Origin of the sequence: Xenorhabdus griffiniae, assembly GCF_015163655.1 — a bacterium.
Lineage (GTDB): Bacteria > Pseudomonadota > Gammaproteobacteria > Enterobacterales > Enterobacteriaceae > Xenorhabdus > Xenorhabdus griffiniae.
This window is the reverse complement of sequence record NZ_JADEUF010000031.1, coordinates 15,983-35,505: the sequence shown is the minus strand read 5'-3', so window position 1 is coordinate 35,505 and position 19,523 is coordinate 15,983. Positions and strand designations below refer to the sequence as shown.

The window sequence follows — 19,523 nt, the reverse complement described above, 5'->3', positions numbered from 1 at the left end:
ATGAATTAACTGCTTAGTCACTCTTTAAGACTTGAATCTTTTTGCCTTGCGGCGATTCGATAGTCTCTTGCGAGTGCCCACACAGATTGTCTGATTAACTTGTTAAAGAGCATTGGCAACCGGAAGTCACTTCCGGGTTGCGAGGCTGCGTATCTTACGCTTTCCTCTTACCGTGTCAAGCCTTATTTTCCAGGTCTTTTCACGTTGTCATCCCGACCGGTTTGTGTGTTTGTCGTGACAACGGAAGCGCATTATAGGGAGCCTTCTAATTTAGGCAAGTCTTTTTTGTGATTTTTTATTTAAACGTTCACAATTTAGCCCAAAAGGTCATTTTTGCCTATTTTTTATTACATTTGGTAAATCTGACAAGCTATTAACGACCAAATCCGCAGTTTGTTCTGCCTCTTCTGTTATTGGTTTTCCTGTACGAACGAGAACTCTGGTTCCAACTTTTGCTGCCTTAGCTGCCAACATATCTTCTATTTTATCCCCTACCATATAAGAAGAGGACATATCGATATGTAATGTTTTCTGCGCATCTAACAACATACCTGGTTGTGGTTTACGACAGTCGCAGTTCTTCTTATATCCTTCATCTTCTGCTTCTGGATGATGCGGACAATAATAGATGCCATCAAGATCAACACCTCTATCCGCCAATGACCAATCCATCCATTCTGTTAATTGCATAAACTGATCTTCAGTAAAAATCTTACGTGCAATACCTGACTGATTGGTCACTAAAACCAGAGCATAGCCCATTTTTTTCAATTCAAGCATGGCTTCAATAGCACCATCAATAAATTGAAAATTATCTATCTCATGTACATAACCATGATCGATGTTAATTGTGCCGTCACGATCTAAAAATACGGCGGGAATACCTTGAGTCACCTGATTACTCCAAGAATGTATCAAGTGGACAGTATCGCATGATTTATTACTGATTGAGAATGCAGCATTTAATTTATTCCTAGTTGACTTAGACGTCTAGACGCCTTAACATCCACTTTAATTCATGACTTGTTGAAATGTTCTCAAGTCATTCATCTTTACATCTAATAAGAAAAAAAATGATAAGACTGACTCAGATAAATAAGATATTTCAACAAGGAACGCGCACGATAAAAGCGCTTTCAGATATCAACCTACATGTCCCGCAGGGACAAATATATGGCGTTATTGGTTCTTCCGGTGCGGGCAAAAGTACCTTAATTCGTTGTGTGAATATGCTTGAACGGCCGACTTCTGGTCAGGTATTAGTGGCAGGGCAGGATCTTACTTCCCTTTCAGAACGTGAGCTAACGCATGCGCGTCGCCATATTGGCATGATTTTCCAGCACTTTAATTTGTTGTCATCCAGAACCGTATTTGGCAATGTTGCGTTACCTTTGGAACTTAATAACACGCCTAAAGCCGAAATAAAGGCTAAAGTTAACGAATTGCTAGAGTTAGTTGGCCTTGCTGAAAAACATGATGCTTATCCTGCCAATCTATCGGGTGGTCAAAAGCAGCGTGTTGCTATTGCACGGGCCCTGGCAAACTCACCCAAGGTGCTTTTGTGTGACGAAGCCACCAGCGCTCTGGATCCAGCAACAACACGTTCTATTCTGGAATTATTAAAAGACATTAACCGTCGACTGGGTTTGACCATTCTTCTTATTACCCATGAAATGGATGTCGTTAAACGTATTTGTGATCAAGTTGCTGTCATCAGTGGTGGACAATTGATCGAACAAGATGTTGTGAGCGAAATATTTTCGCATCCTAAGACGCCGGTTGCTCAGGAATTTATCAAATCTACGTTGCATTTGGATATTCCAGAAGATTACTTGCAGAAATTGCAACCGGAATACGCGTCTGATCGCAGTCCATTATTGAAGTTAGAGTTCACAGGTAAATCCGTTGATGCACCTGTAATCTCGATAGCCGTGCGCCGCTTTAATATCGACATCAGCATATTAAGTTCCCAAATTGACTACGCCGGCGGTGTGAAATTTGGTGTCATGCTGGCTGAATTAGATGGGGAAAGTGATAGCATTAAATCAACAATTGCATTTTTAGAAGAGCATCATGTGAAAGTAGAGGTTCTCGGTTATGTCTGAAGGAATGATTTTATTATTGGCTAAAGGAGTCTGGGAAACCCTCGTTATGACTTTCGTCTCTGGTTTCTTTGGCTTTGTTATTGGATTGCCAGCGGGTGTACTTCTATATGTTACCCGTCCTGGGCAGATAATTGAAAATGGTACGCTTTATCGCATACTTTCTGCATTGGTAAATATTACGCGTTCAATACCTTTTATTATTTTATTGGTATGGATGATCCCATTTACCCGTCTGATTGTGGGAACATCAATCGGTTTACAAGCAGCCATTGTTCCGCTGACTGTAGGTGCTGCACCGTTTATTGCTCGCATGGTGGAAAATGCATTGTTGGAAATTCCGACTGGCTTAATTGAAGCAGCACGTGCAATGGGAGCAACGCCGTTGCAGATTGTCAAAAAGATTTTATTGCCGGAAGCCTTACCAAGTTTGATTAATGCCGCAACCATAACTTTAATTACATTGGTTGGTTATTCCGCAATGGGTGGCGCTGTTGGTGCCGGTGGTTTAGGCCAGATTGGCTATCAATATGGTTATATCGGCTACGATGCGACAGTAATGAATACCGTATTAGCATTATTAGTTGTTTTAGTGTTCTTGATTCAGATCAGCGGTGATCATTTAGCAAAAACCGTCAATCGTAAATAAATTGTTTTCAACAAAGTGGCAAGGCTTATACCTATACCCAACAAATTTCAAGTTGCCGCAAGCAAAGCAGCAACTTGGAAGATGAAGGGAATAAGAGCCTCAATATAGTAGTACGCAGTAACTTGATAAGACAGGTTATAAATCAGTATTCAATAGGGGTGAAAATATGTCAGTAAAATTGAAATCTATTGCAGCAATCAGTGCATTATTAGGTACATTAATTCTTGCGGGTTGCGGACAGGAACAACGTGATCCAAACCATATCAAGGTTGGCGTTATTGCAGGACCTGAACTTAAAGTTGCTGAAGTTGCTAAACAAGTGGCTAAAGATAAATATGGCCTTGATGTCGAACTGACGACATTCAATGATTACATTCTGCCAAATGAATCATTGAGCAAGGGCGATATTGATGTAAATGTTTTCCAGCATAAGCCTTTTTTAGATCAGCAAGTGAAAGAACGTAACTATAAATTAGCAATTGTTGGTAACTCTTTCATTTTCCCAATGGCGGCATACTCTAAAAAAATTAAGTCACTGGATGAATTGCAAGAGGGCTCTCAAATTGCCATCCCTAACGATCCAACGAACCAAGGCCGCGCTCTGCTGCTATTACAAAAACAAGGTCTTATCACTCTGAAAGAGGGAGTCGGGCTGCTGCCAACTATTTTGGACATCACCAGCAATCCTAAGCACCTGGATATTGTACAGTTGGAAGGTCCACAATTGCCACGCTCACTGGACGACCAAAAGATTGTTTTCGCTATTATCAATAACACTTATGCAGGGCAAATTGGTTTAACACCAGAGCAAGATGGCATTTTTGTTGAAGATAAAGATTCACCTTACGTAAATCTCATTGTCAGTCGCGAAGACAATAAGGACGCTGAGAACGTGCAAAAATTTGTAAAAGCGTACCAATCTCCAGAAGTAGCAAAAGAAGCCCATGAAGCCTTCAAGGGTGGAGCAATAAAAGGCTGGTAACCTTTCCTATTCAGTTAATCAAGATTAAAATCATTGGGTGGATATTTTTATATCCACCCATTTTTACTTTTAATGAGGATTCAACTCGATGCGTGTGTTACCTGTCTGTTTCATAGCGCTCTTTATCGCTGGGTGTACTTCACCGTCAACCCAGTTCAATAAATCTGATATGTCAGATCCAAAGTTGAAACATCAGTCAGTCAAAAAAAGCAAAGCACCCTCTTATGTCCGTCTCTATACCAAGCCGGATGAGCTTTTAGGTGTTCCATTTAAAGAGTTAGGTATTGTAGCCGGAGAATCCTGCCGTAATACGTTGCAAGACTCTCCCGCCAGTATTGCAACCGCACGACAAAATATGCTGACAAGGGCATCTTATCTAAAAGCAAATGCAGTTTTACTTCATCAATGTGCAATTTTACCAGGTCAGGGCTGTTACCAAATTGCCATCTGTGAAGGCACTGCTTTACTGACAACCAATAAATAATTGTGATTAATAAAAAGCGCTTATGGCAGATTTTCAGTTTACGCAAATAGGGACCATTCATTCTCCTTACAAAGAGAAATTTGCCATTCCCCGCCAGCCGGGTTTGGTCAAAGATGGTACAGGGCAGCTAGAGTTACTTGCGCCTTACAATCAGGTTGATGCAGTACGCGGGCTGGAGCAGTTCAGTCATTTGTGGATTATTTTTGTCTTCCATCAAACCATGGCGGGTGGCTGGAATCCATTAGTGCGCCCACCCCGTTTAGGCGGAAATGCCAAAATGGGTGTTTTTGCCACCCGTTCCACCTTCCGCCCCAACCCAATTGGCATGTCACTGGTGGAATTGAGAGATATTCAGTGCAAGAACAACCGCGTCATTCTGGAACTGGGTAGTTTAGATTTGGTGGATGGGACACCAGTTATCGACATCAAGCCTTACCTGCCTTTTGCCGAATCACGACCAGAAGCCAAAGCGGGTTTTGCCCAGGCAGCACCAGAGGCAGATATGGCAGTGAATTTCTCACCAGAGGCGGAATACCAACTTTTATCCCACAAAACCCATTATCCTCATTTGAAGCGCTTTATCAGCCAAGTACTAGCGCAAGATCCTCGTCCTGCCTACCGTAAAAACGCGCAGGAAGACCGCATATACGCTGTTCATCTCTTGGATTTTAACGTCCGCTGGCGCGTTTTTAATGCCATAACAGAAGTGGTTTCTATCGAACACCGCTAAAACTCCTTTTGACATTGCAAGCTCACTGGTAGACTAGCGATTTGTCTTTATTTTTCGCTATCCAATGGAAACTTACTATGCGTACTAGCCAATATCTGCTCTCTACGTTAAAAGAGACACCTGCTGATGCAGAAGTCGTCAGTCATAAACTGATGCTTCGTGCTGGAATGATCCGTAAACTCGCTTCAGGACTGTACAACTGGATGCCGACAGGTGTCCGCACGTTGAGAAAAGTTGAAAACATTGTTCGCGAAGAGATGAACAATGCGGGAGCGGTTGAAGTTTCCATGCCAGTAGTTCAGCCAGCAGATTTGTGGCAGGAAAGTGGCCGTTGGGAACAATATGGCCCAGAATTACTGCGTTTTGTTGATCGCGGTGAACGCCCTTTCGTTTTGGGACCAACCCATGAAGAAGTTATCACTGATCTGGTTCGTAACGAAGTCACTTCCTATAAGCAGCTTCCACTGAACCTGTTCCAGATCCAGACCAAATTCCGTGATGAAGTTCGTCCACGTTTTGGTGTTATGCGTTCACGTGAATTTATCATGAAAGATGCATACTCTTTCCACACCAGCCAAGAGTCCCTGCAAGAAACTTACGATAAGATGTACGATGCCTACAGCAAGATTTTTACCCGCATCGGCTTAGATTTCCGTGCAGTTCTGGCTGATACAGGTTCAATCGGTGGCAGTGCTTCCCATGAATTCCAGGTTCTGGCAGACAGCGGTGAAGATGATATCGTTTTCTCTACCGAGTCTAACTATGCGGCTAATATTGAATTAGCTGAGGCAGTGATGCCATCTCAAGAGCGGGCGGCTCCGTCTGAAGAAATGCGCCTGGTCGATACACCAAACGCCAAAACGATTGCTGAACTGGTAGAACAATTTAATCTGCCAATTGAAAAAACCGTTAAGACACTGCTCGTTCACGCTACAGAAGAAAGCGGGCATAAATTAGTTGCCTTGCTGGTACGCGGTGATCATGAGCTGAATGAGATCAAGGCAGAAAAACTGTCTTTGGTCGCCAGCCCACTGACTTTTGCGACCGAAGAAGAAATCCGTGCCATCGTGAAAGCCGGTCCAGGCTCTTTAGGACCAGTCAACCTGCCGATGCCTGTCATTATTGACCGCAGCGTATCTGTCATGAGTGATTTTGGTGCTGGCGCCAATATTGATGATAAACACTATTTCGGCATTAACTGGGAACGTGATTTAGCATTACCAGAAGTGGCTGATATCCGTAATGTCGTTGAAGGTGACACCAGCCCAGATGGTAAAGGAACACTGTTAATCAAGCGTGGTATTGAAGTTGGTCACATCTTCCAATTATGCACCAAATACTCTGATGCTTTGAAAGCCACTGTACAAAATGAAGATGGGCACAATCAAGTTATCACTATGGGATGCTATGGGATTGGTATCACCCGTATCGTTGCAGCAGCCATTGAACAGAACCACGATGATCGTGGCATTATCTGGCCAGATGCTATTGCCCCATTCCAGGTAGCCATCCTGCCAATGAACATGCACAAATCTTACCGCGTGAAAGAAGTCGCTGAAAAATTATATGCCGACTTACGTGCCAACGGCATTGATGTCATTTTCGATGATCGTAAAGAACGCCCTGGTGTTATGTTTGCGGATATGGAACTAATCGGTGTACCACATACTCTGGTTATTGGTGATCGTAATTTAGATAACGGTGAGATCGAATATAAATATCGCCGTACTGGTGATAAGCAGATGCTGAAACTGGAAAATATCGTTGATTACCTGAAAGGCCATATTCAACCAGCTTAATTTTGTTTGTCAGTTTTAATTAAGAGAACCTGCGTATTCATTACGCAGGTTTTTCAAAAGATTATGCGTCGCTGTTATACGTTATTTCTTAGTATGGCAGGAAGAAGCCTTATCAAAACGAATTTTACCTGTTTGGACCACGGCATTATCAAACAAACCATCTTCCATTGAAGGGCGAACCGTATAATAGCCCTCTATTTCTACATAAACAGGGGTTCCACCTTCTACTCCCGTGGCGCTATAGCCACGTTCTAAATCGATATTTTCCGCCGCATCATAACGCCTTCCTGTACCACATTCCGTAAAGAGAGCGGAATCAGCAAAATAGCTGTATTCTCCGGCCAGTTTTTTCGGTTTGACTTTATCTAATTCATAATTGAAGCTTGATTGAATTGGCTCGCCGTCGATATCCAGCATAACCAGGTTTTCGCCTTTCATCTGATAATAAGATTTTTGGCCGTCTTGCTGACTCAAGACAATCTTTTTACCATCCATCACCCAATGACCGGTTTCAAAGAACGTATTTTCCCCATTTTTAGCTTCCAGATAGGTTCGCCCCAATATATATGTCCCATCTTTAGCAAGTTGTAAGGTGGTTTCGATACCTGCACAATCCGCACAAGGTACAACACCACTAAACACGTTTTCGGTTGGCGGAGATTTTTCCTCAGATACAGGATTATCCTGAGCTACGGAGGTATTCTGGCATCCTGTAGCGGTGAATACACCAGCAACCAACAATGCAAGCAATATTTTTTTATTCATCATTTGATCCAATAAATTCAAAAAGATAATTACTGACTTCCAAGCAAAGCATAAACTTTACCTAACAAAATTGACATTACTCTACTGGGTTCCAAAATGCACGGAGAGAGCAATCGAATAGCATGACTTTATTTTATTGCATACTGGTAAGATACAGATTTCATCCGCTTTCTGTTTCAACGAAAGTCTCACCGACTTATTCGTAATAACGGGAAGCTTACTGTGCTATAGTCGTAAGTAGCATTTTGCATTTGATTTTGGTCAATCACGGGCGGCACGATAACCGCCACTAACATAGTGGTGAGCAAATATGTCTATAGATAACGAAGAATATCAACCAATTAACTGTGATGATTACGATAATCTTGAGCTAGCATGCCAACGCCAGCTATATTTGCATCTCCAATTGCGAGATGGTGAAACACTTGAAGGAAAAGCTAATAAGCTGATTTTAAGAAAAAAAATTGAATATCTTCTCGTCGATTCAAATGAAGGAACCCGTGAATTAAGGTTAGATTACATTATTAGTTTCAGCAATCCAGAAATTGGAACGATTGTTATCGAGCATTCTTAAATCTGATCGCGAATAACGATTAGCACCTTTTGCCAAAAGTCCTTATTAAGATAAGGACTTTTTATGTAAAAAATCTATAAATCAATGAGTAATCCGCTATAGCCCACGCTATGTGACTCACCCTGCCATTAAATATGGTGGGTAATTTTCTTCCACTGAACTGAAATTCCTTCGTCATCGAGTAAATTTTGCCCTTCTTTAGTGATAAAAACCCCCAACGCGGCTATCAGTTTTTCGTTGTAATAGAGCAAAGGTGTTCTCTCTCTGAGCCAAGGCGCAACCCCAAATTCTTGCCACAGTTTTTTACTGTGACGAGAATGTTGTCGTCCCACAATACTAATATTACCCTGAACACCAAAACGAATTGTCACTTGCTCATTAGCGGTTGGCTTTCTCACTGTCATGCCATTTTCTTTAGCGCAGAGCAGCATTCCCAACCCATCTGGTAGCGTCAATGCCTGTTGTAAATCCCATGCAAGAATAGTTCCCGCCAGATTTTGATATTGCGGAAGTAGCCAAAGTTGCTGCCGATAACGACGAATATCATAGTGCCCTAACCTAAAACGCGGTTCTGCATCTTGCCTGGAGAGTGCCACTTCTGACCAAATGCGTTGAAGCTGCTCTCGTGCCGGCATTTTTACCCCACACTGGCTGAGCCATCGCCGCAACAATGCATTTCGTTTTGCTTCAGAACTGCTTTCCAAAGGAGGAATGGATATCGAACCTTCCGCAGTAATCAATGAATCTAAAGATTCTTGCAGCAATTCATCCAGTAATTGTTCTTGCTCACCACACAAACTGGCACTACGGGAAACTGCCTGGGGGAAATGGGGCCAACGCTGATTTAGTAATGGCATGATATTCAGACGCAGGAAATTACGGTCATAACGATCATCTTGATTACTGTCATCCTCTACCCATTGTAATTTTTGTGTCTGTGCATATTCTTCCAATTCTGCACGGCTTACATTTAACAATGGACGAATTAATGTCGTTCCTGCAAATGGCATTCTGGCAGGCATGGAAGATAATCCTGCCGGACCACTGCCCCGTTTCAATGCTAATAAGAACGTTTCTGCCTGATCATCAAGATGTTGTGCCGTAATTAAAACTTCATCCTGCTGTAGCTCACGTTGGAAAGCGTGATAACGCGCATTCCGAGCCGCAGCTTCAATCCCATTCTGACGAGTATCAAGTTGGACTTTTTCGGTTCGGAAATCCACCTGCCAATCGGCACAAACTTGGCGACAATGTTCGACCCATAAATCCGCCTTTAAGTTTAAGCCATGATGAATATGGATTGCCCTTAACGCCATTGGTTCGCTACTCCATTGATGAGATTGGGCTCGCAAACGAACAAGCAGATGCAACAATACGGTAGAGTCCAATCCACCGCTAAATCCAACCAAAATCTTTTTATGCTGGCCAATTTGGTCTGCCAACGTCATAAGCAAAAGATCATGCATATTTGCCATTATGGAACCAAACCTTTCTTCATTTTCCTGCTCAATCCTCAATCAGATCATCCATCAATTCATTTTGTTTGGCATTTTTTCTCTTAGCACTGATGCAGAGTAATCCAGAAATAATAACCAGCGCTAACCCAATCACATAGGCAGGGACAAACGCATCACCAAAAAACAAAATAATCCACATCATCGACAAGACAGGGGATAAAAATAAAATTGAGGCAACCTTATGGGAATCAGGGCCATTCATAGCCTTAAACCAAATAATATAAGAGATTCCATTCAATATGATGCCGTTAAGTAATGTTGGCATCAGTGAATCACCGACAGGCAAGTTAATTCGGCTAAAAGCAAACATAAAAACTGCGGAAACGAAGGTAGAACAGAGGAATACCCAGAATGTACTAATATAGGGATCAATAGCATACTGCCTCGATAATACTGACATTAATGCAAAACAAAACGATCCGCTAAATACCAGCAACAATGCCTGCGGATGTTCCACCGCAATCTCGGTGATGTTTCCTTTCGTGAAAGTGATCACAACAGCCATAAAGCCCATTGCAATGCCAATCATCTGCTTGATAGTCAATGTTTCTTTAAACAGGAAAAATGACAATCCAATAATCATTAACGGCCAGCTATATTGGATCACCAAAACAGCAACACCATTTTCAATGGAATAACCATAGTAAAGCAGTAAATAAAAGAAACAATCCAAAGCACCTAAGATCAATACCTTAAGCATAACGGGCAAAGGGATAAATAAAAGCGTCTTCCAACTTCTGCCCATCATGAGGGCAACGATAAATACGGCCAAAACAGACAAAATATTTGACCAGAATAAGTATTGGAAGTGATCCATCTCTTTCTGACCAAAACGTGATATAGAAGGTATAAAACTCCAGATAAACACACAAGAAAACGCATAAATAATATATTTATATTTGGCCATAGAAAAACTCAACTTATTATTTTAAAGCCCAGCCTACAGGCGCCTATTCCATCCCAATGCCATCAAGCATGATAATATTAGATTATATATGATGTAATAATTTCGCTCTTACAAACAGCAAAACAGGCAGAAATATCAGGGAGTTATCACTCCTCAACATTTCCGCCTGGTAAATACTCTTCATCTTCTATACGCATTAAACTTCAAGTTGCCATTTACAACACGATATTAAACCTGATTTCTCCCCCGCTTCGGGGGAGACATCACACGCATCTTGAAGTTAGGTTGGTATATTAGCGAGTAAAAACTTTAGACCTTAGCAATAACCGTACTGCATTAAGTGCTCATAACGGCGGTTAACTAATTCTTCACTGTCCAGTTCGCTCAATTCAGAAAGATCAGCTAACAATTGAGCTTTCAATGTTTCAGCAATTTCTTCATAGTTACGGTGCGCACCACCCAATGGCTCAGGGATCACAGTATCAATCAGATTCAATTCTTTCAGACGTGGGGCCGTATTCCCCATGGCTTCCGCCGCCAATGGTGCTTTTTCAGCGCTTTTCCACAAAATGGATGCACAACCTTCAGGAGAGATGGTAGAGAAGGTGCTGTATTGCAACATGTTGACTTTATCACCAACACTAAGCGCCAATGCGCCACCAGAGCCACCTTCGCCAATCACGGTACAGATAATAGGGACAGAAAGATGAGACATTTCACGCAGGTTACGGGCAATGGCTTCTGACTGACCACGCTCTTCTGCACCGACCCCAGGATAGGCGCCAGGTGTATCAATGAAAGTAATAATTGGCAATTTGAAACGCTCTGCCATCTCCATTAATCTCAACGCCTTGCGATAACCTTCTGGTGATGGCATACCAAAATTACGGCGGATCTTCTCTTTGGTTTCACGCCCTTTCTGGTGGCCTATGACCATGACAGGACGGCCATCAATACGCGCTAATCCTCCCACAATAGCCTTATCATCAGCATAGGCACGATCGCCCGCCAGCTCTTCAAAGTCAGTAAATATGCGCTGAATATAATCCAGTGTATAAGGGCGCAGCGGATGACGTGATAGCTGGGAAATTTGCCATGCCCCTAAATCAGCGAAAATTTTGCGAGTCAGCTCCAGGCTTTTTTCCCGCAGACGCTGGACTTCTTCATCCAGATTGATATCTAGCTTTTCATCTTGACGGCTAACTGCGGTAAGCGAATCAATTTTCGCTTCCAGCTCGGCAATCGGCTGTTCAAAATCCAGAAAATTCAGACTCATAATGTTCCTATTCTAGTCAAATTCTAATTCTACCTGCTCATTACCCAGCAGAGTTCGCAGATCGGTCAAAAGGGTGTCTGTTGGCGTTACCCGCCATGTCGCCCCGAATCGTAAACGGGCGCGGGCATCTACCCGCTGGTAATAAAGATGAACCGGTATTGTACCTGAACGGTGTGGCTCCAATGCTCCACGAAGACGGCTCAATAATTGTTCATCAATTTGCCTGTCCGATAACGAGATAGCAAGCCCACGTGCAAATTTTTCACGTGCCTCACTGATATCCATTAATTCACGAACTGTCATTTTAAGCCCACCGCTGAAGTCATCAAAGCTGACTTGTCCGGTAGCAATCAAAATCTTGTCCTGCTCTAATAAATGCTGATACCTTTCCAGTGCATCAGAAAACAGCATGATCTCCAGACGTCCTGAACGATCATCCAATGTACTGATACCAATTCGGTTTCCCCGTTTGGTTGTCACTATTTTGGAAGCTAATACCAAACCTACCACAGTTGTTACCTGGCCACGAGGTGTCGGGTTCACATCTTTTAGACGTAATCCATTGGTATATCGTTCAATCTCTTTCAAATAACCTGTAATTGGATGCCCAGTTAAGTACAGTCCCAACGTTTCCCGCTCACCATCCAATACCACCTGATCTGGCCATTTTGGGGTGCTGGCATAGGAGCGCTCAACTTGTTCTGGTTCTTCAGCCAACACGCCAAACATATCGGTTTGCCCCGTGGCTTCGGCTTTGGCATGTTGATCCGCTGCTTTCAGTGCCCCTTCCAGGGAAGACATCAGTGCCGCACGATGTGGTCCCAACCGATCAAAAGCACCAGACATGATCAGTTTTTCCATCACCCGACGGTTTATTTTTTTGGTATCAACACGTGCGCATAGGTCAAATAGCTCTTTGAAATGCCCCCCTTTCTGTCGGGCTTCGAGCATCGCTTCGATCGGTCCTTCACCCACACCTTTAATCGCACCAATGCCGTAAACAATTTCTCCATCATCATTGACATGGAAATGATACAAACCGCTGTTAATATCAGGAGGAAGAACTTTCAACCCCATACGCCAGCACTCGTCCACCAACCCAACGACTTTTTCGGTGTTATCCATATCTGCCGTCATCACGGCAGCCATAAATTCTGCCGGATAGTGTGCTTTCAACCACAACGTTTGGTAAGAAACCAGTGCATAAGCTGCGGAGTGAGATTTGTTAAAGCCATAACCCGCGAATTTCTCCACCAAATCGAAGATTTTCATCGCAAGCGTACCATCAACGCCCTGTTTTATCGCTCCCTCTTCAAATACCGACCGCTGTTTAGCCATCTCCTCTGGTTTTTTCTTACCCATTGCACGGCGCAACATATCTGCCCCGCCCAAGGTATAACCGGCCAAAACCTGTGCAATCTGCATCACCTGTTCCTGATACAGGATAATGCCGTAAGTTGGCTCCAATACAGGTTTTAAGGATTCGTGTTGCCATTCAACATCAGGATAAGAAAGCTCTTCCCGTCCATGTTTACGGTCGATAAAGTTATCTACCATGCCTGATTGCAACGGCCCGGGACGGAACAGGGCCACCAATGCGATCATGTCTTCAAAACAGTCAGGGCGCAGGCGTTTGATTAAGTCCTTCATTCCGCGCGATTCAAGCTGGAACACGGCCGTGGTTTCAGAACGTTGCAGCATATCGAAACTTTTCTGATCATCCAACGGAATAGCAGCGATATCAATCGGCTCCAGCTCTTTCCTGGCACGACGAGCATTCACCATCTCAAGTGCCCAGTTGATGATGGTCAGGGTTCTCAAGCCCAGGAAGTCAAACTTAACCAGGCCTGCGTATTCCACATCGTTTTTGTCAAACTGGGTAACCGGGTTTTGCCCTTCTGGATCACAGTAAATCGGCGCAAAATCAGTAATTTTAGTTGGTGCAATAACAACACCACCGGCATGTTTACCTGCGTTACGAGTGACACCTTCCAGTTTGCGCGCCATGTCTATCAGCGCTTTAACCTCTTCATCTGCTTCGTAAATTTCAGGTAGCTGTGGCTCGGCGGCAAACGCTTTTTCCAGCGTCATCCCCGGATCAGAAGGCACCAGTTTCGAGATTCGGTCCACAAATCCATAGGGGTGCCCAAGTACACGCCCAACATCGCGGATAACCGCTTTCGCCGCCATCGTACCAAAAGTGATGATCTGCGATACCGCATCTCGTCCGTACATATCTGCAACGTGATCAATAACTTGATCGCGTTTTTCCATACAGAAATCGATGTCAAAATCTGGCATGGAAATACGTTCAGGGTTGAGGAAACGTTCAAACAGCAGATCGAATTCCAGCGGATCGAGGTCGGTAATTTTCAACGCATAAGCCACAAGGGAGCCGGCACCAGAACCTCGCCCTGGTCCAACGGGAACACCGTTGTCTTTCGACCACTGGATAAATTCCATTACGATCAGGAAGTAACCTGGGAATCCCATTTGATTGATAACGTTCAGCTCAACAGCAAGACGTTCATCATATTCTGGCCGTTTTTGCGCCCTGGCTTCCGGATCGGGGTAGAGAAATTCCAGACGCTCTTCCAACCCTTGCCTGGATTTTTCAATGAGGAAATCTTCAGTGCTCATTTCCCCCGTCGGAAATTGCGGCAGGAAATACTCACCAAGACGGATCGTGACATTACAGCGTTTAGCAATTTCTACGCTATTTTGTAGCGCTTCAGGAATGTCTGAGAAAAGCTCACACATCTCCTGTTCACTGCGTAGATATTGCTGAGGGCTGTAATTTTTAGGACGTTTCGGATCAGACAGCGTATACCCATCGTGGATAGCAACCCGAATCTCGTGGGCTTCAAAGTCTTCGCTTTCAAGAAAACAAACGTCATTGGTTGCCACAACAGGAAGATTTTTTTCTGACGCGAGTGCCACAGCTGCATGAAGATAGTTTTCTTCATCCTGACGTCCGGTACGGATCAACTCAAGGTAATAGCTGTCAGGAAAATGCTCCTGATAAAAATCGAGGCATTGTTCCGCCATCGCACGATTGCCACGCAGCAGGAATTTACCCACATCCCCCATGCGCCCACCCGACAGCAAGATCAACCCTGTTTTGTATTTCACCAGCCATTCCCGCTGGATAGTTGGGCCAATCGCGCCATAACCTTTTTGGTAAGCTTGAGAGATTAGCAGAGTCAGATTTTTGTAACCTTCATTATTACGGGCAAGGATCGTCAGGTGAGCATATTCATCTCCCAACAAATCACTTTCCACATAAAAATCTGCACCAATAATTGGCTTGATGCCGGCACCGTGGGCATTGCCATAGAATTTCACCAATCCACATAAGTTGGTAAAATCCGTGATCGCAAAAGCTGGCATTCCCAATTTGGCGATTTTTTTCACCAATGGGCCGATCTTCGCCAAGCCATCAATCATTGAATAATCACTGTGAACACGTAAGTGTATAAAACGTGGTTCTGTCATAATCTGCCCAGATTTTATCTAAGACCTAGCGCCCGTTTAACAGGCGCAAAACTCTTACGATGATGCTCCGTAGCGCCCAAAGAAGCCAATTTTTCCAGATGCAGGGCGGTTGGATAGCCTTTATGTTTCGCAAAACCGTAACCAGGGAACTGCTTATCCAGCTCTGCCATTTCCCTATCACGTGTTACTTTGGCAAGAATAGAGGCGGCGCTGATTTCTGCAACCAGACTATCCCCCTTCACGATGGCTTGAGCTGGCATGGCTAATGCCGGACAGCGATTGCCATCAATCAGAACATAATCCGGTATGAGTGCCAATCCCTCAACGGCTCTTTGCATAGCCAGCATGGTGGCGTGGAGGATATTAAGCTGATCGATCTCTTCCGGCTCTGCGCGGCCAAGGCTCCAACATAAGGCTTTTTCTTTTATTTCCCAATACAGTGCTTCACGGCGTTTTTCCGTCAGTTTTTTCGAATCCATCAAGCCTGCAATGGGCTTAGCCGGATCAAGAATAACCGCCGCAGTTACTACAGCACCTACCAATGGGCCACGCCCAACTTCATCAACACCGGCAATCAAATTCGCCTGTGGATAAACAAAATCCATTATCTTCTCGCTAATTCCAGAACGGCTTGCGCAGCCTGTTCATCGGCATCACAGCGAATGCTTTCATGCAAATGCAAGAAGGTTTGTTTCAACGCTTCCACATCTGCACCACCTTGCACAAGAGGTAACAATGCCTCTGACAAAGCGTGTGGTTCGCATTCATCCTGTAGTAATTCTTTGACTAATTGTTTGCCTGCCAACAGATTAGGCAAGGAAACATACGGCGTCTTCACTAGACGTTGTGCCAGCCAGAATGTAAAAGGTTTCATTCTATAGCCCACCACCATTGGGCATTTGGCTAGCATACATTCCAGTGCTGCCGTACCGGATGCAAGTAAAGTCGCATCACTGGCAATCATGGCTTCACGCGCCTTCCCATCCAATAAATGGAGCAGCAAATCCGGTGCTATCTCGTTTTTAATGCGCTGAAACTGTTCACGCCGTTTGGCATTAACTAAAGGAACCAATACATGCAAATCGGGAAATTTCTCCCGCAATAATTGTGCAGTTTTTAAGAAGTCAGCACTGAGCATCTCTACTTCAGCATGACGACTGCCAGGCAATATCGCCAAACAGTGCGCAGCCAATGGAATACCCAAAATTTTTCTGGCGGCGGCTTTATCAGGTTGCAAAGGCATCGCATCTGCCATTGTGTGCCCAATAAATCGACACGGAACGTTAAATCGATCGTAGAAGGCTTTTTCAAAAGGTAAAAACGCCAATACCAAATCCGTTGACCGACCAATTTTAAACACACGTTTCTGACGCCATGCCCATACCGATGGGCTAACGTAATGGATCGTTTTAATTCCCTGCTGTTTAAGCCTGCCTTCCAAAGTAAGGTTAAAGTCAGGCGCATCAATGCCAATAAACACATCAGGCTGCAACGCGGTAAAACGTGCGGTTAAGTCTTTACGTATTTTCAGCAAACGGGGTAAACGTCCCAAAACTTCAACGATCCCCATCACGGCCAGCTCTTCCATCTCATACCAGGCTTCACAACCTTCTGCCTTCATAAGAGGACCAGCAACACCCACAAAGTGGGCGTGCGGAATTTTTGCTTTCAATGCACGAATCAGCCCTGCCCCAAGGATATCACCGGAAGTTTCTCCGGCGACCAAACCAATTATCAGTGGGCGCTGATTATCAACAGAAGAAAAGGTAGTCAAAGGAGTATCCTTCATCTACTTATTAACGAATGATGCCACGGCTGGATTTTGCGGAATGTTCCAGAAAATCACTGAATACTTTCACATGCGGATTGTTTTCCGCCTGGAGATCAATCTCTTGTCTGGCTTCTTCCAATGTTTTTCCGCTGCGATAAAGCGTCTTATAGGCATGACGAATTGCGTGCAGAGATTCTTTGTCAAACCCACGACGTTTCAAACCTTCGATATTCAATCCGAAAGGAGTTGCATGATTTCCCTGTGCAATGATGTAAGGAGGAATATCCTGAGCAACGCCGGAACAACCACCAACCATCACATGGGAACCAATTTGACAGAATTGATGCACGGCCGTCATTCCACCAATAATGACGTAATCGCCCAAAATAACATGTCCGCCCAATGTCCCATTATTCGCGATGATACAACGATCACCAATGATACAGTCATGGGCGATGTGGGCGTTGATCATCAACAGATTGTCACTGCCAACTTTAGTCACGCCCCCACCCTGCACAGTGCCCCTGTGGATAGAAACACTTTCACGAATGCGGTTACGGTCACCAATTTCAACGCGGGTTGGTTCACCCTGATATTTGAGATCCTGATTGACCTCACCGATAGAAGCAAACTGATAAATCTGGTTATCACGACCAATCTTAGTTATCCCATTAACCACAACATGGGATTTCAATTCAGTCCCTTCACCAATCTCAACTTGAGCACCGATATAACAAAATGGGCCAATGCGAACATTGGCACCAATGACAGCACCTTCTTCAATAATAGAAGAAGGATGGATAACAGCGGTTTGATCAATCATGGATTAAGCCTCACGACGGCGAGCACACATCATTTCAGCTTCGCAAGCCACTTCTCCATCGACTTTCGCTACGCCCCTGAAACGCGCAACACCGCGACGTTCTTTAATAAATTCTACTTCCATGACCATTTGATCACCTGGCAGAACCGGACGCTTGAAACGCGCGCCATCAATCGCTGCAAAGTAATACAATTCACCTGGCTCCAGTGATCCAACACTTTTGAACGCCAGAATGCCGGTAGCCTGAGCCATTGCTTCAAGGATCAAGACACCCGGAAAAATCGGTTTACCAGGGAAATGTCCCTGAAAGAATGGTTCATTAAATGATACATTCTTGACTGCGCGCAGAAATTTACCTTCCTCAAAATCCAAAACGCGGTCTACCAACAAAAATGGGTAGCGGTGAGGCAGTAAATCTAAAATCTCTTCAATTTGCAGAGTATGATTATCACTCATCTAAATACTCTTCCTGTCATATAAGAATCATAATATTAACGACACGGCCTGCGTTAACTCCAAATTCAGAGCTATCAGGCAGGCCGCAAAAATCAAAAGCACAACCAAAAATGCTAATCAAAAACGTTTAATCAAAAAATGTCTATCCACGATGCGGGTATGATTACTCGTTTTCACCTTCCAGTTTGCGTTCAACTGACTTCAAGCGCTTATTCATCTCATTGATATTCATGACTAAAGCGGCAGTCTTGCGCCAAACTTTGTTCGGTTGTGACGGGAATCCTGACGAGTATACGCCAGGCTCTGTAATTGGACGTATCACCATGCTCATACCCGTCACGGTCACTTTATCACAGATTTCCATGTGCCCATTGATGACACTGGCTCCACCAATCATACAGTAACGGCCAATTTTCAAACTGCCCGCCATAATGACGCCACCCGCCACTGCGGTGTTGTCCCCAATCGTCACGTTGTGGGCAATCTGACATTGATTGTCTATGATAACACCATTACCGATGACAGTGTTATCCAATGCACCGCGATCAATTGTCGTGGAAGCGCCGATTTCAACGCGATCGCCGATGATCACTGTGCCTAACTGTGGAATTTTAACCCAATTTCCACGCTCATTGGCATAACCAAAACCATCAGAACCGATAACCGTTCCTGACTGGATCAAACACGACTCACCAATTTCAACATTGTGGTATATCGATACATTGGCCCAAAGACGGGTTCCTGCACCAATCCGCGCATTTTTTCCAATAAAACAACCTGCACCAACGATAACATTGTCACCAAGCATAACGCCGGATTCGATAACCGCATTTGCACCAACCGCCACATTTTTACCCAGTACCGCCTCAGAGGAGATAACGGCGGATGGGTGGATATCCTGTGCAGGTTTCGGTGTCGTATCCATAATTTGCGCCATGCGTGCATAGGCAAGGTAAGGATCATTAACCACCAACGCAGCAACTTTGCAGTGTGGAAGGTCTGCTTCGCGCAGCACAACAGCCGCGGCCTGACAAGTAGCAAGTTTGTCAGTATAACGACTGTCGGATAAAAATGTAATTTGCTCGTTATTTGCTGAATACATTGGTGCAATACCGGTGATGACAATATCGCCATCACCGTGCAATTGTGCATTCAACTGCTGAGCGAGATCAGCCAATCGAATTGAAACCATT

At 44.2% G+C, this 19,523-nt stretch carries 18 protein-coding genes; 7 read left to right on the top strand and 11 right to left on the bottom strand.

All coding sequences use genetic code 11. From position 1 onward, the window contains the following. Positions 1-327: 327 nt before the first annotated feature. Positions 328-894, bottom strand: a complete 567-nt coding sequence (gmhB, locus tag IQ211_RS07310) for a D-glycero-beta-D-manno-heptose 1,7-bisphosphate 7-phosphatase (RefSeq protein WP_189759693.1) — start codon at positions 892-894, stop codon at positions 328-330. 179 nt (positions 895-1,073) lie between these two features. Between gmhB and metN the strand changes: the two genes are divergently transcribed. The 6 genes from metN (at position 1,074) to proS (ending at position 6,746) form a co-directional block, all read left to right on the top strand. Continuing rightward, on the top strand, positions 1,074-2,105 hold the full coding sequence (gene metN, locus IQ211_RS07305; protein ID WP_189759692.1) for a methionine ABC transporter ATP-binding protein MetN: 1,032 nt from the start codon (positions 1,074-1,076) through the stop codon (positions 2,103-2,105). Then, entirely contained in the window at positions 2,098-2,751 is a 654-nt protein-coding gene (locus tag IQ211_RS07300) for a methionine ABC transporter permease MetI (RefSeq protein WP_189759691.1), read from the top strand. Before metN ends, IQ211_RS07300 begins: the two co-directional genes overlap by 8 nt. A gap of 166 nt (positions 2,752-2,917) precedes the next feature. Continuing rightward, positions 2,918-3,733: a MetQ/NlpA family lipoprotein gene (locus tag IQ211_RS07295; protein ID WP_189759690.1), complete on the top strand. Its 816-nt coding sequence runs from the start codon at positions 2,918-2,920 to the stop codon at positions 3,731-3,733. A gap of 88 nt (positions 3,734-3,821) precedes the next feature. After that, a complete protein-coding gene (gene rcsF / locus IQ211_RS07290) occupies positions 3,822-4,217 on the top strand; it encodes an Rcs stress response system protein RcsF (RefSeq protein WP_189759689.1) in 396 nt (131 codons plus the stop codon). A gap of 22 nt (positions 4,218-4,239) precedes the next feature. Further along, on the top strand, positions 4,240-4,947 hold the full coding sequence (tsaA, locus tag IQ211_RS07285) for a tRNA (N6-threonylcarbamoyladenosine(37)-N6)-methyltransferase TrmO (protein ID WP_189759688.1): 708 nt from the start codon (positions 4,240-4,242) through the stop codon (positions 4,945-4,947). A gap of 77 nt (positions 4,948-5,024) precedes the next feature. Beyond that, the gene (gene proS, locus IQ211_RS07280; RefSeq protein ID WP_189759687.1) at positions 5,025-6,746 is read left to right on the top strand and encodes a proline--tRNA ligase; all 1,722 of its coding nucleotides are present in this window, start codon (positions 5,025-5,027) and stop codon (positions 6,744-6,746) included. Positions 6,747-6,827: 81 nt separating this feature from the next. On the opposite strand, the gene nlpE is transcribed toward proS, so the two are convergent. After that, positions 6,828-7,511, bottom strand: coding sequence for an envelope stress response activation lipoprotein NlpE (nlpE, locus tag IQ211_RS07275; RefSeq protein ID WP_189759686.1), 684 nt, complete (start codon positions 7,509-7,511; stop codon positions 6,828-6,830). Between the two features lie 310 nt (positions 7,512-7,821). Here nlpE and rof point away from each other — a divergent pair, with 310 nt between their 5' ends. Continuing rightward, positions 7,822-8,085, top strand: coding sequence for a Rho-binding antiterminator (gene rof / locus IQ211_RS07270; protein WP_189759685.1), 264 nt, complete (start codon positions 7,822-7,824; stop codon positions 8,083-8,085). A gap of 128 nt (positions 8,086-8,213) precedes the next feature. On the opposite strand, the gene tilS is transcribed toward rof, so the two are convergent. From tilS to lpxD, 9 genes are all read right to left on the bottom strand, one after another. Then, complete coding sequence (tilS, locus tag IQ211_RS07265; protein ID WP_189759684.1) at positions 8,214-9,560, bottom strand: tRNA lysidine(34) synthetase TilS; 1,347 nt, start codon at positions 9,558-9,560, stop codon at positions 8,214-8,216. A 31-nt stretch (positions 9,561-9,591) separates the two neighbouring features. Continuing rightward, on the bottom strand, positions 9,592-10,509 hold the full coding sequence (locus tag IQ211_RS07260) for a DMT family transporter (RefSeq protein ID WP_189759683.1): 918 nt from the start codon (positions 10,507-10,509) through the stop codon (positions 9,592-9,594). Between the two features lie 316 nt (positions 10,510-10,825). Continuing rightward, the gene (accA, locus tag IQ211_RS07255; protein ID WP_189759682.1) at positions 10,826-11,785 is read right to left on the bottom strand and encodes an acetyl-CoA carboxylase carboxyl transferase subunit alpha; all 960 of its coding nucleotides are present in this window, start codon (positions 11,783-11,785) and stop codon (positions 10,826-10,828) included. A 12-nt stretch (positions 11,786-11,797) separates the two neighbouring features. Continuing rightward, positions 11,798-15,280 (bottom strand): DNA polymerase III subunit alpha, encoded by a 3,483-nt coding sequence (gene dnaE, locus IQ211_RS07250; RefSeq protein WP_189759681.1) that lies wholly within the window; start codon positions 15,278-15,280, stop codon positions 11,798-11,800. A 14-nt stretch (positions 15,281-15,294) separates the two neighbouring features. Then, positions 15,295-15,888, bottom strand: a complete 594-nt coding sequence (gene rnhB / locus IQ211_RS07245; protein ID WP_189759695.1) for a ribonuclease HII — start codon at positions 15,886-15,888, stop codon at positions 15,295-15,297. Further along, positions 15,885-17,069, bottom strand: coding sequence for a lipid-A-disaccharide synthase (lpxB, locus tag IQ211_RS07240; RefSeq protein ID WP_189759680.1), 1,185 nt, complete (start codon positions 17,067-17,069; stop codon positions 15,885-15,887). The genes rnhB and lpxB overlap by 4 nt, the downstream gene beginning before the upstream one ends. 7 nt (positions 17,070-17,076) lie before the next feature. Continuing rightward, the gene (gene lpxA / locus IQ211_RS07235) at positions 17,077-17,874 is read right to left on the bottom strand and encodes an acyl-ACP--UDP-N-acetylglucosamine O-acyltransferase (protein ID WP_189759679.1); all 798 of its coding nucleotides are present in this window, start codon (positions 17,872-17,874) and stop codon (positions 17,077-17,079) included. Positions 17,875-17,877: 3 nt separating this feature from the next. Further along, positions 17,878-18,330, bottom strand: coding sequence for a 3-hydroxyacyl-ACP dehydratase FabZ (fabZ, locus tag IQ211_RS07230; protein WP_086108908.1), 453 nt, complete (start codon positions 18,328-18,330; stop codon positions 17,878-17,880). A gap of 163 nt (positions 18,331-18,493) precedes the next feature. Continuing rightward, a complete protein-coding gene (lpxD, locus tag IQ211_RS07225) occupies positions 18,494-19,522 on the bottom strand; it encodes a UDP-3-O-(3-hydroxymyristoyl)glucosamine N-acyltransferase (RefSeq protein WP_189759678.1) in 1,029 nt (342 codons plus the stop codon). Position 19,523: the final 1 nt, after the last annotated feature.

What these genes read in the sequence shown, in the direction of transcription:
- lpxA (WP_189759679.1), bottom strand. Translation starts at nt 17,874, where the DNA reads ATGATTGATCAAACCGCTGTTATCCATCCTTCTTCTATTATTGAAGAA.
- nlpE (WP_189759686.1), bottom strand. Translation starts at nt 7,511, where the DNA reads ATGAATAAAAAAATATTGCTTGCATTGTTGGTTGCTGGTGTATTCACC.
- metN (WP_189759692.1), top strand. Translation starts at nt 1,074, where the DNA reads ATGATAAGACTGACTCAGATAAATAAGATATTTCAACAAGGAACGCGC.
- rcsF (WP_189759689.1), top strand. Translation starts at nt 3,822, where the DNA reads ATGCGTGTGTTACCTGTCTGTTTCATAGCGCTCTTTATCGCTGGGTGT.
- IQ211_RS07295 (WP_189759690.1), top strand. Translation starts at nt 2,918, where the DNA reads ATGTCAGTAAAATTGAAATCTATTGCAGCAATCAGTGCATTATTAGGT.
- IQ211_RS07300 (WP_189759691.1), top strand. Translation starts at nt 2,098, where the DNA reads ATGTCTGAAGGAATGATTTTATTATTGGCTAAAGGAGTCTGGGAAACC.
- accA (WP_189759682.1), bottom strand. Translation starts at nt 11,785, where the DNA reads ATGAGTCTGAATTTTCTGGATTTTGAACAGCCGATTGCCGAGCTGGAA.
- dnaE (WP_189759681.1), bottom strand. Translation starts at nt 15,280, where the DNA reads ATGACAGAACCACGTTTTATACACTTACGTGTTCACAGTGATTATTCA.
- tsaA (WP_189759688.1), top strand. Translation starts at nt 4,240, where the DNA reads ATGGCAGATTTTCAGTTTACGCAAATAGGGACCATTCATTCTCCTTAC.
- fabZ (WP_086108908.1), bottom strand. Translation starts at nt 18,330, where the DNA reads ATGAGTGATAATCATACTCTGCAAATTGAAGAGATTTTAGATTTACTG.
- rof (WP_189759685.1), top strand. Translation starts at nt 7,822, where the DNA reads ATGTCTATAGATAACGAAGAATATCAACCAATTAACTGTGATGATTAC.
- lpxD (WP_189759678.1), bottom strand. Translation starts at nt 19,522, where the DNA reads ATGGTTTCAATTCGATTGGCTGATCTCGCTCAGCAGTTGAATGCACAA.
- tilS (WP_189759684.1), bottom strand. Translation starts at nt 9,560, where the DNA reads ATGGCAAATATGCATGATCTTTTGCTTATGACGTTGGCAGACCAAATT.
- lpxB (WP_189759680.1), bottom strand. Translation starts at nt 17,069, where the DNA reads ATGAAGGATACTCCTTTGACTACCTTTTCTTCTGTTGATAATCAGCGC.
- IQ211_RS07260 (WP_189759683.1), bottom strand. Translation starts at nt 10,509, where the DNA reads ATGGCCAAATATAAATATATTATTTATGCGTTTTCTTGTGTGTTTATC.
- proS (WP_189759687.1), top strand. Translation starts at nt 5,025, where the DNA reads ATGCGTACTAGCCAATATCTGCTCTCTACGTTAAAAGAGACACCTGCT.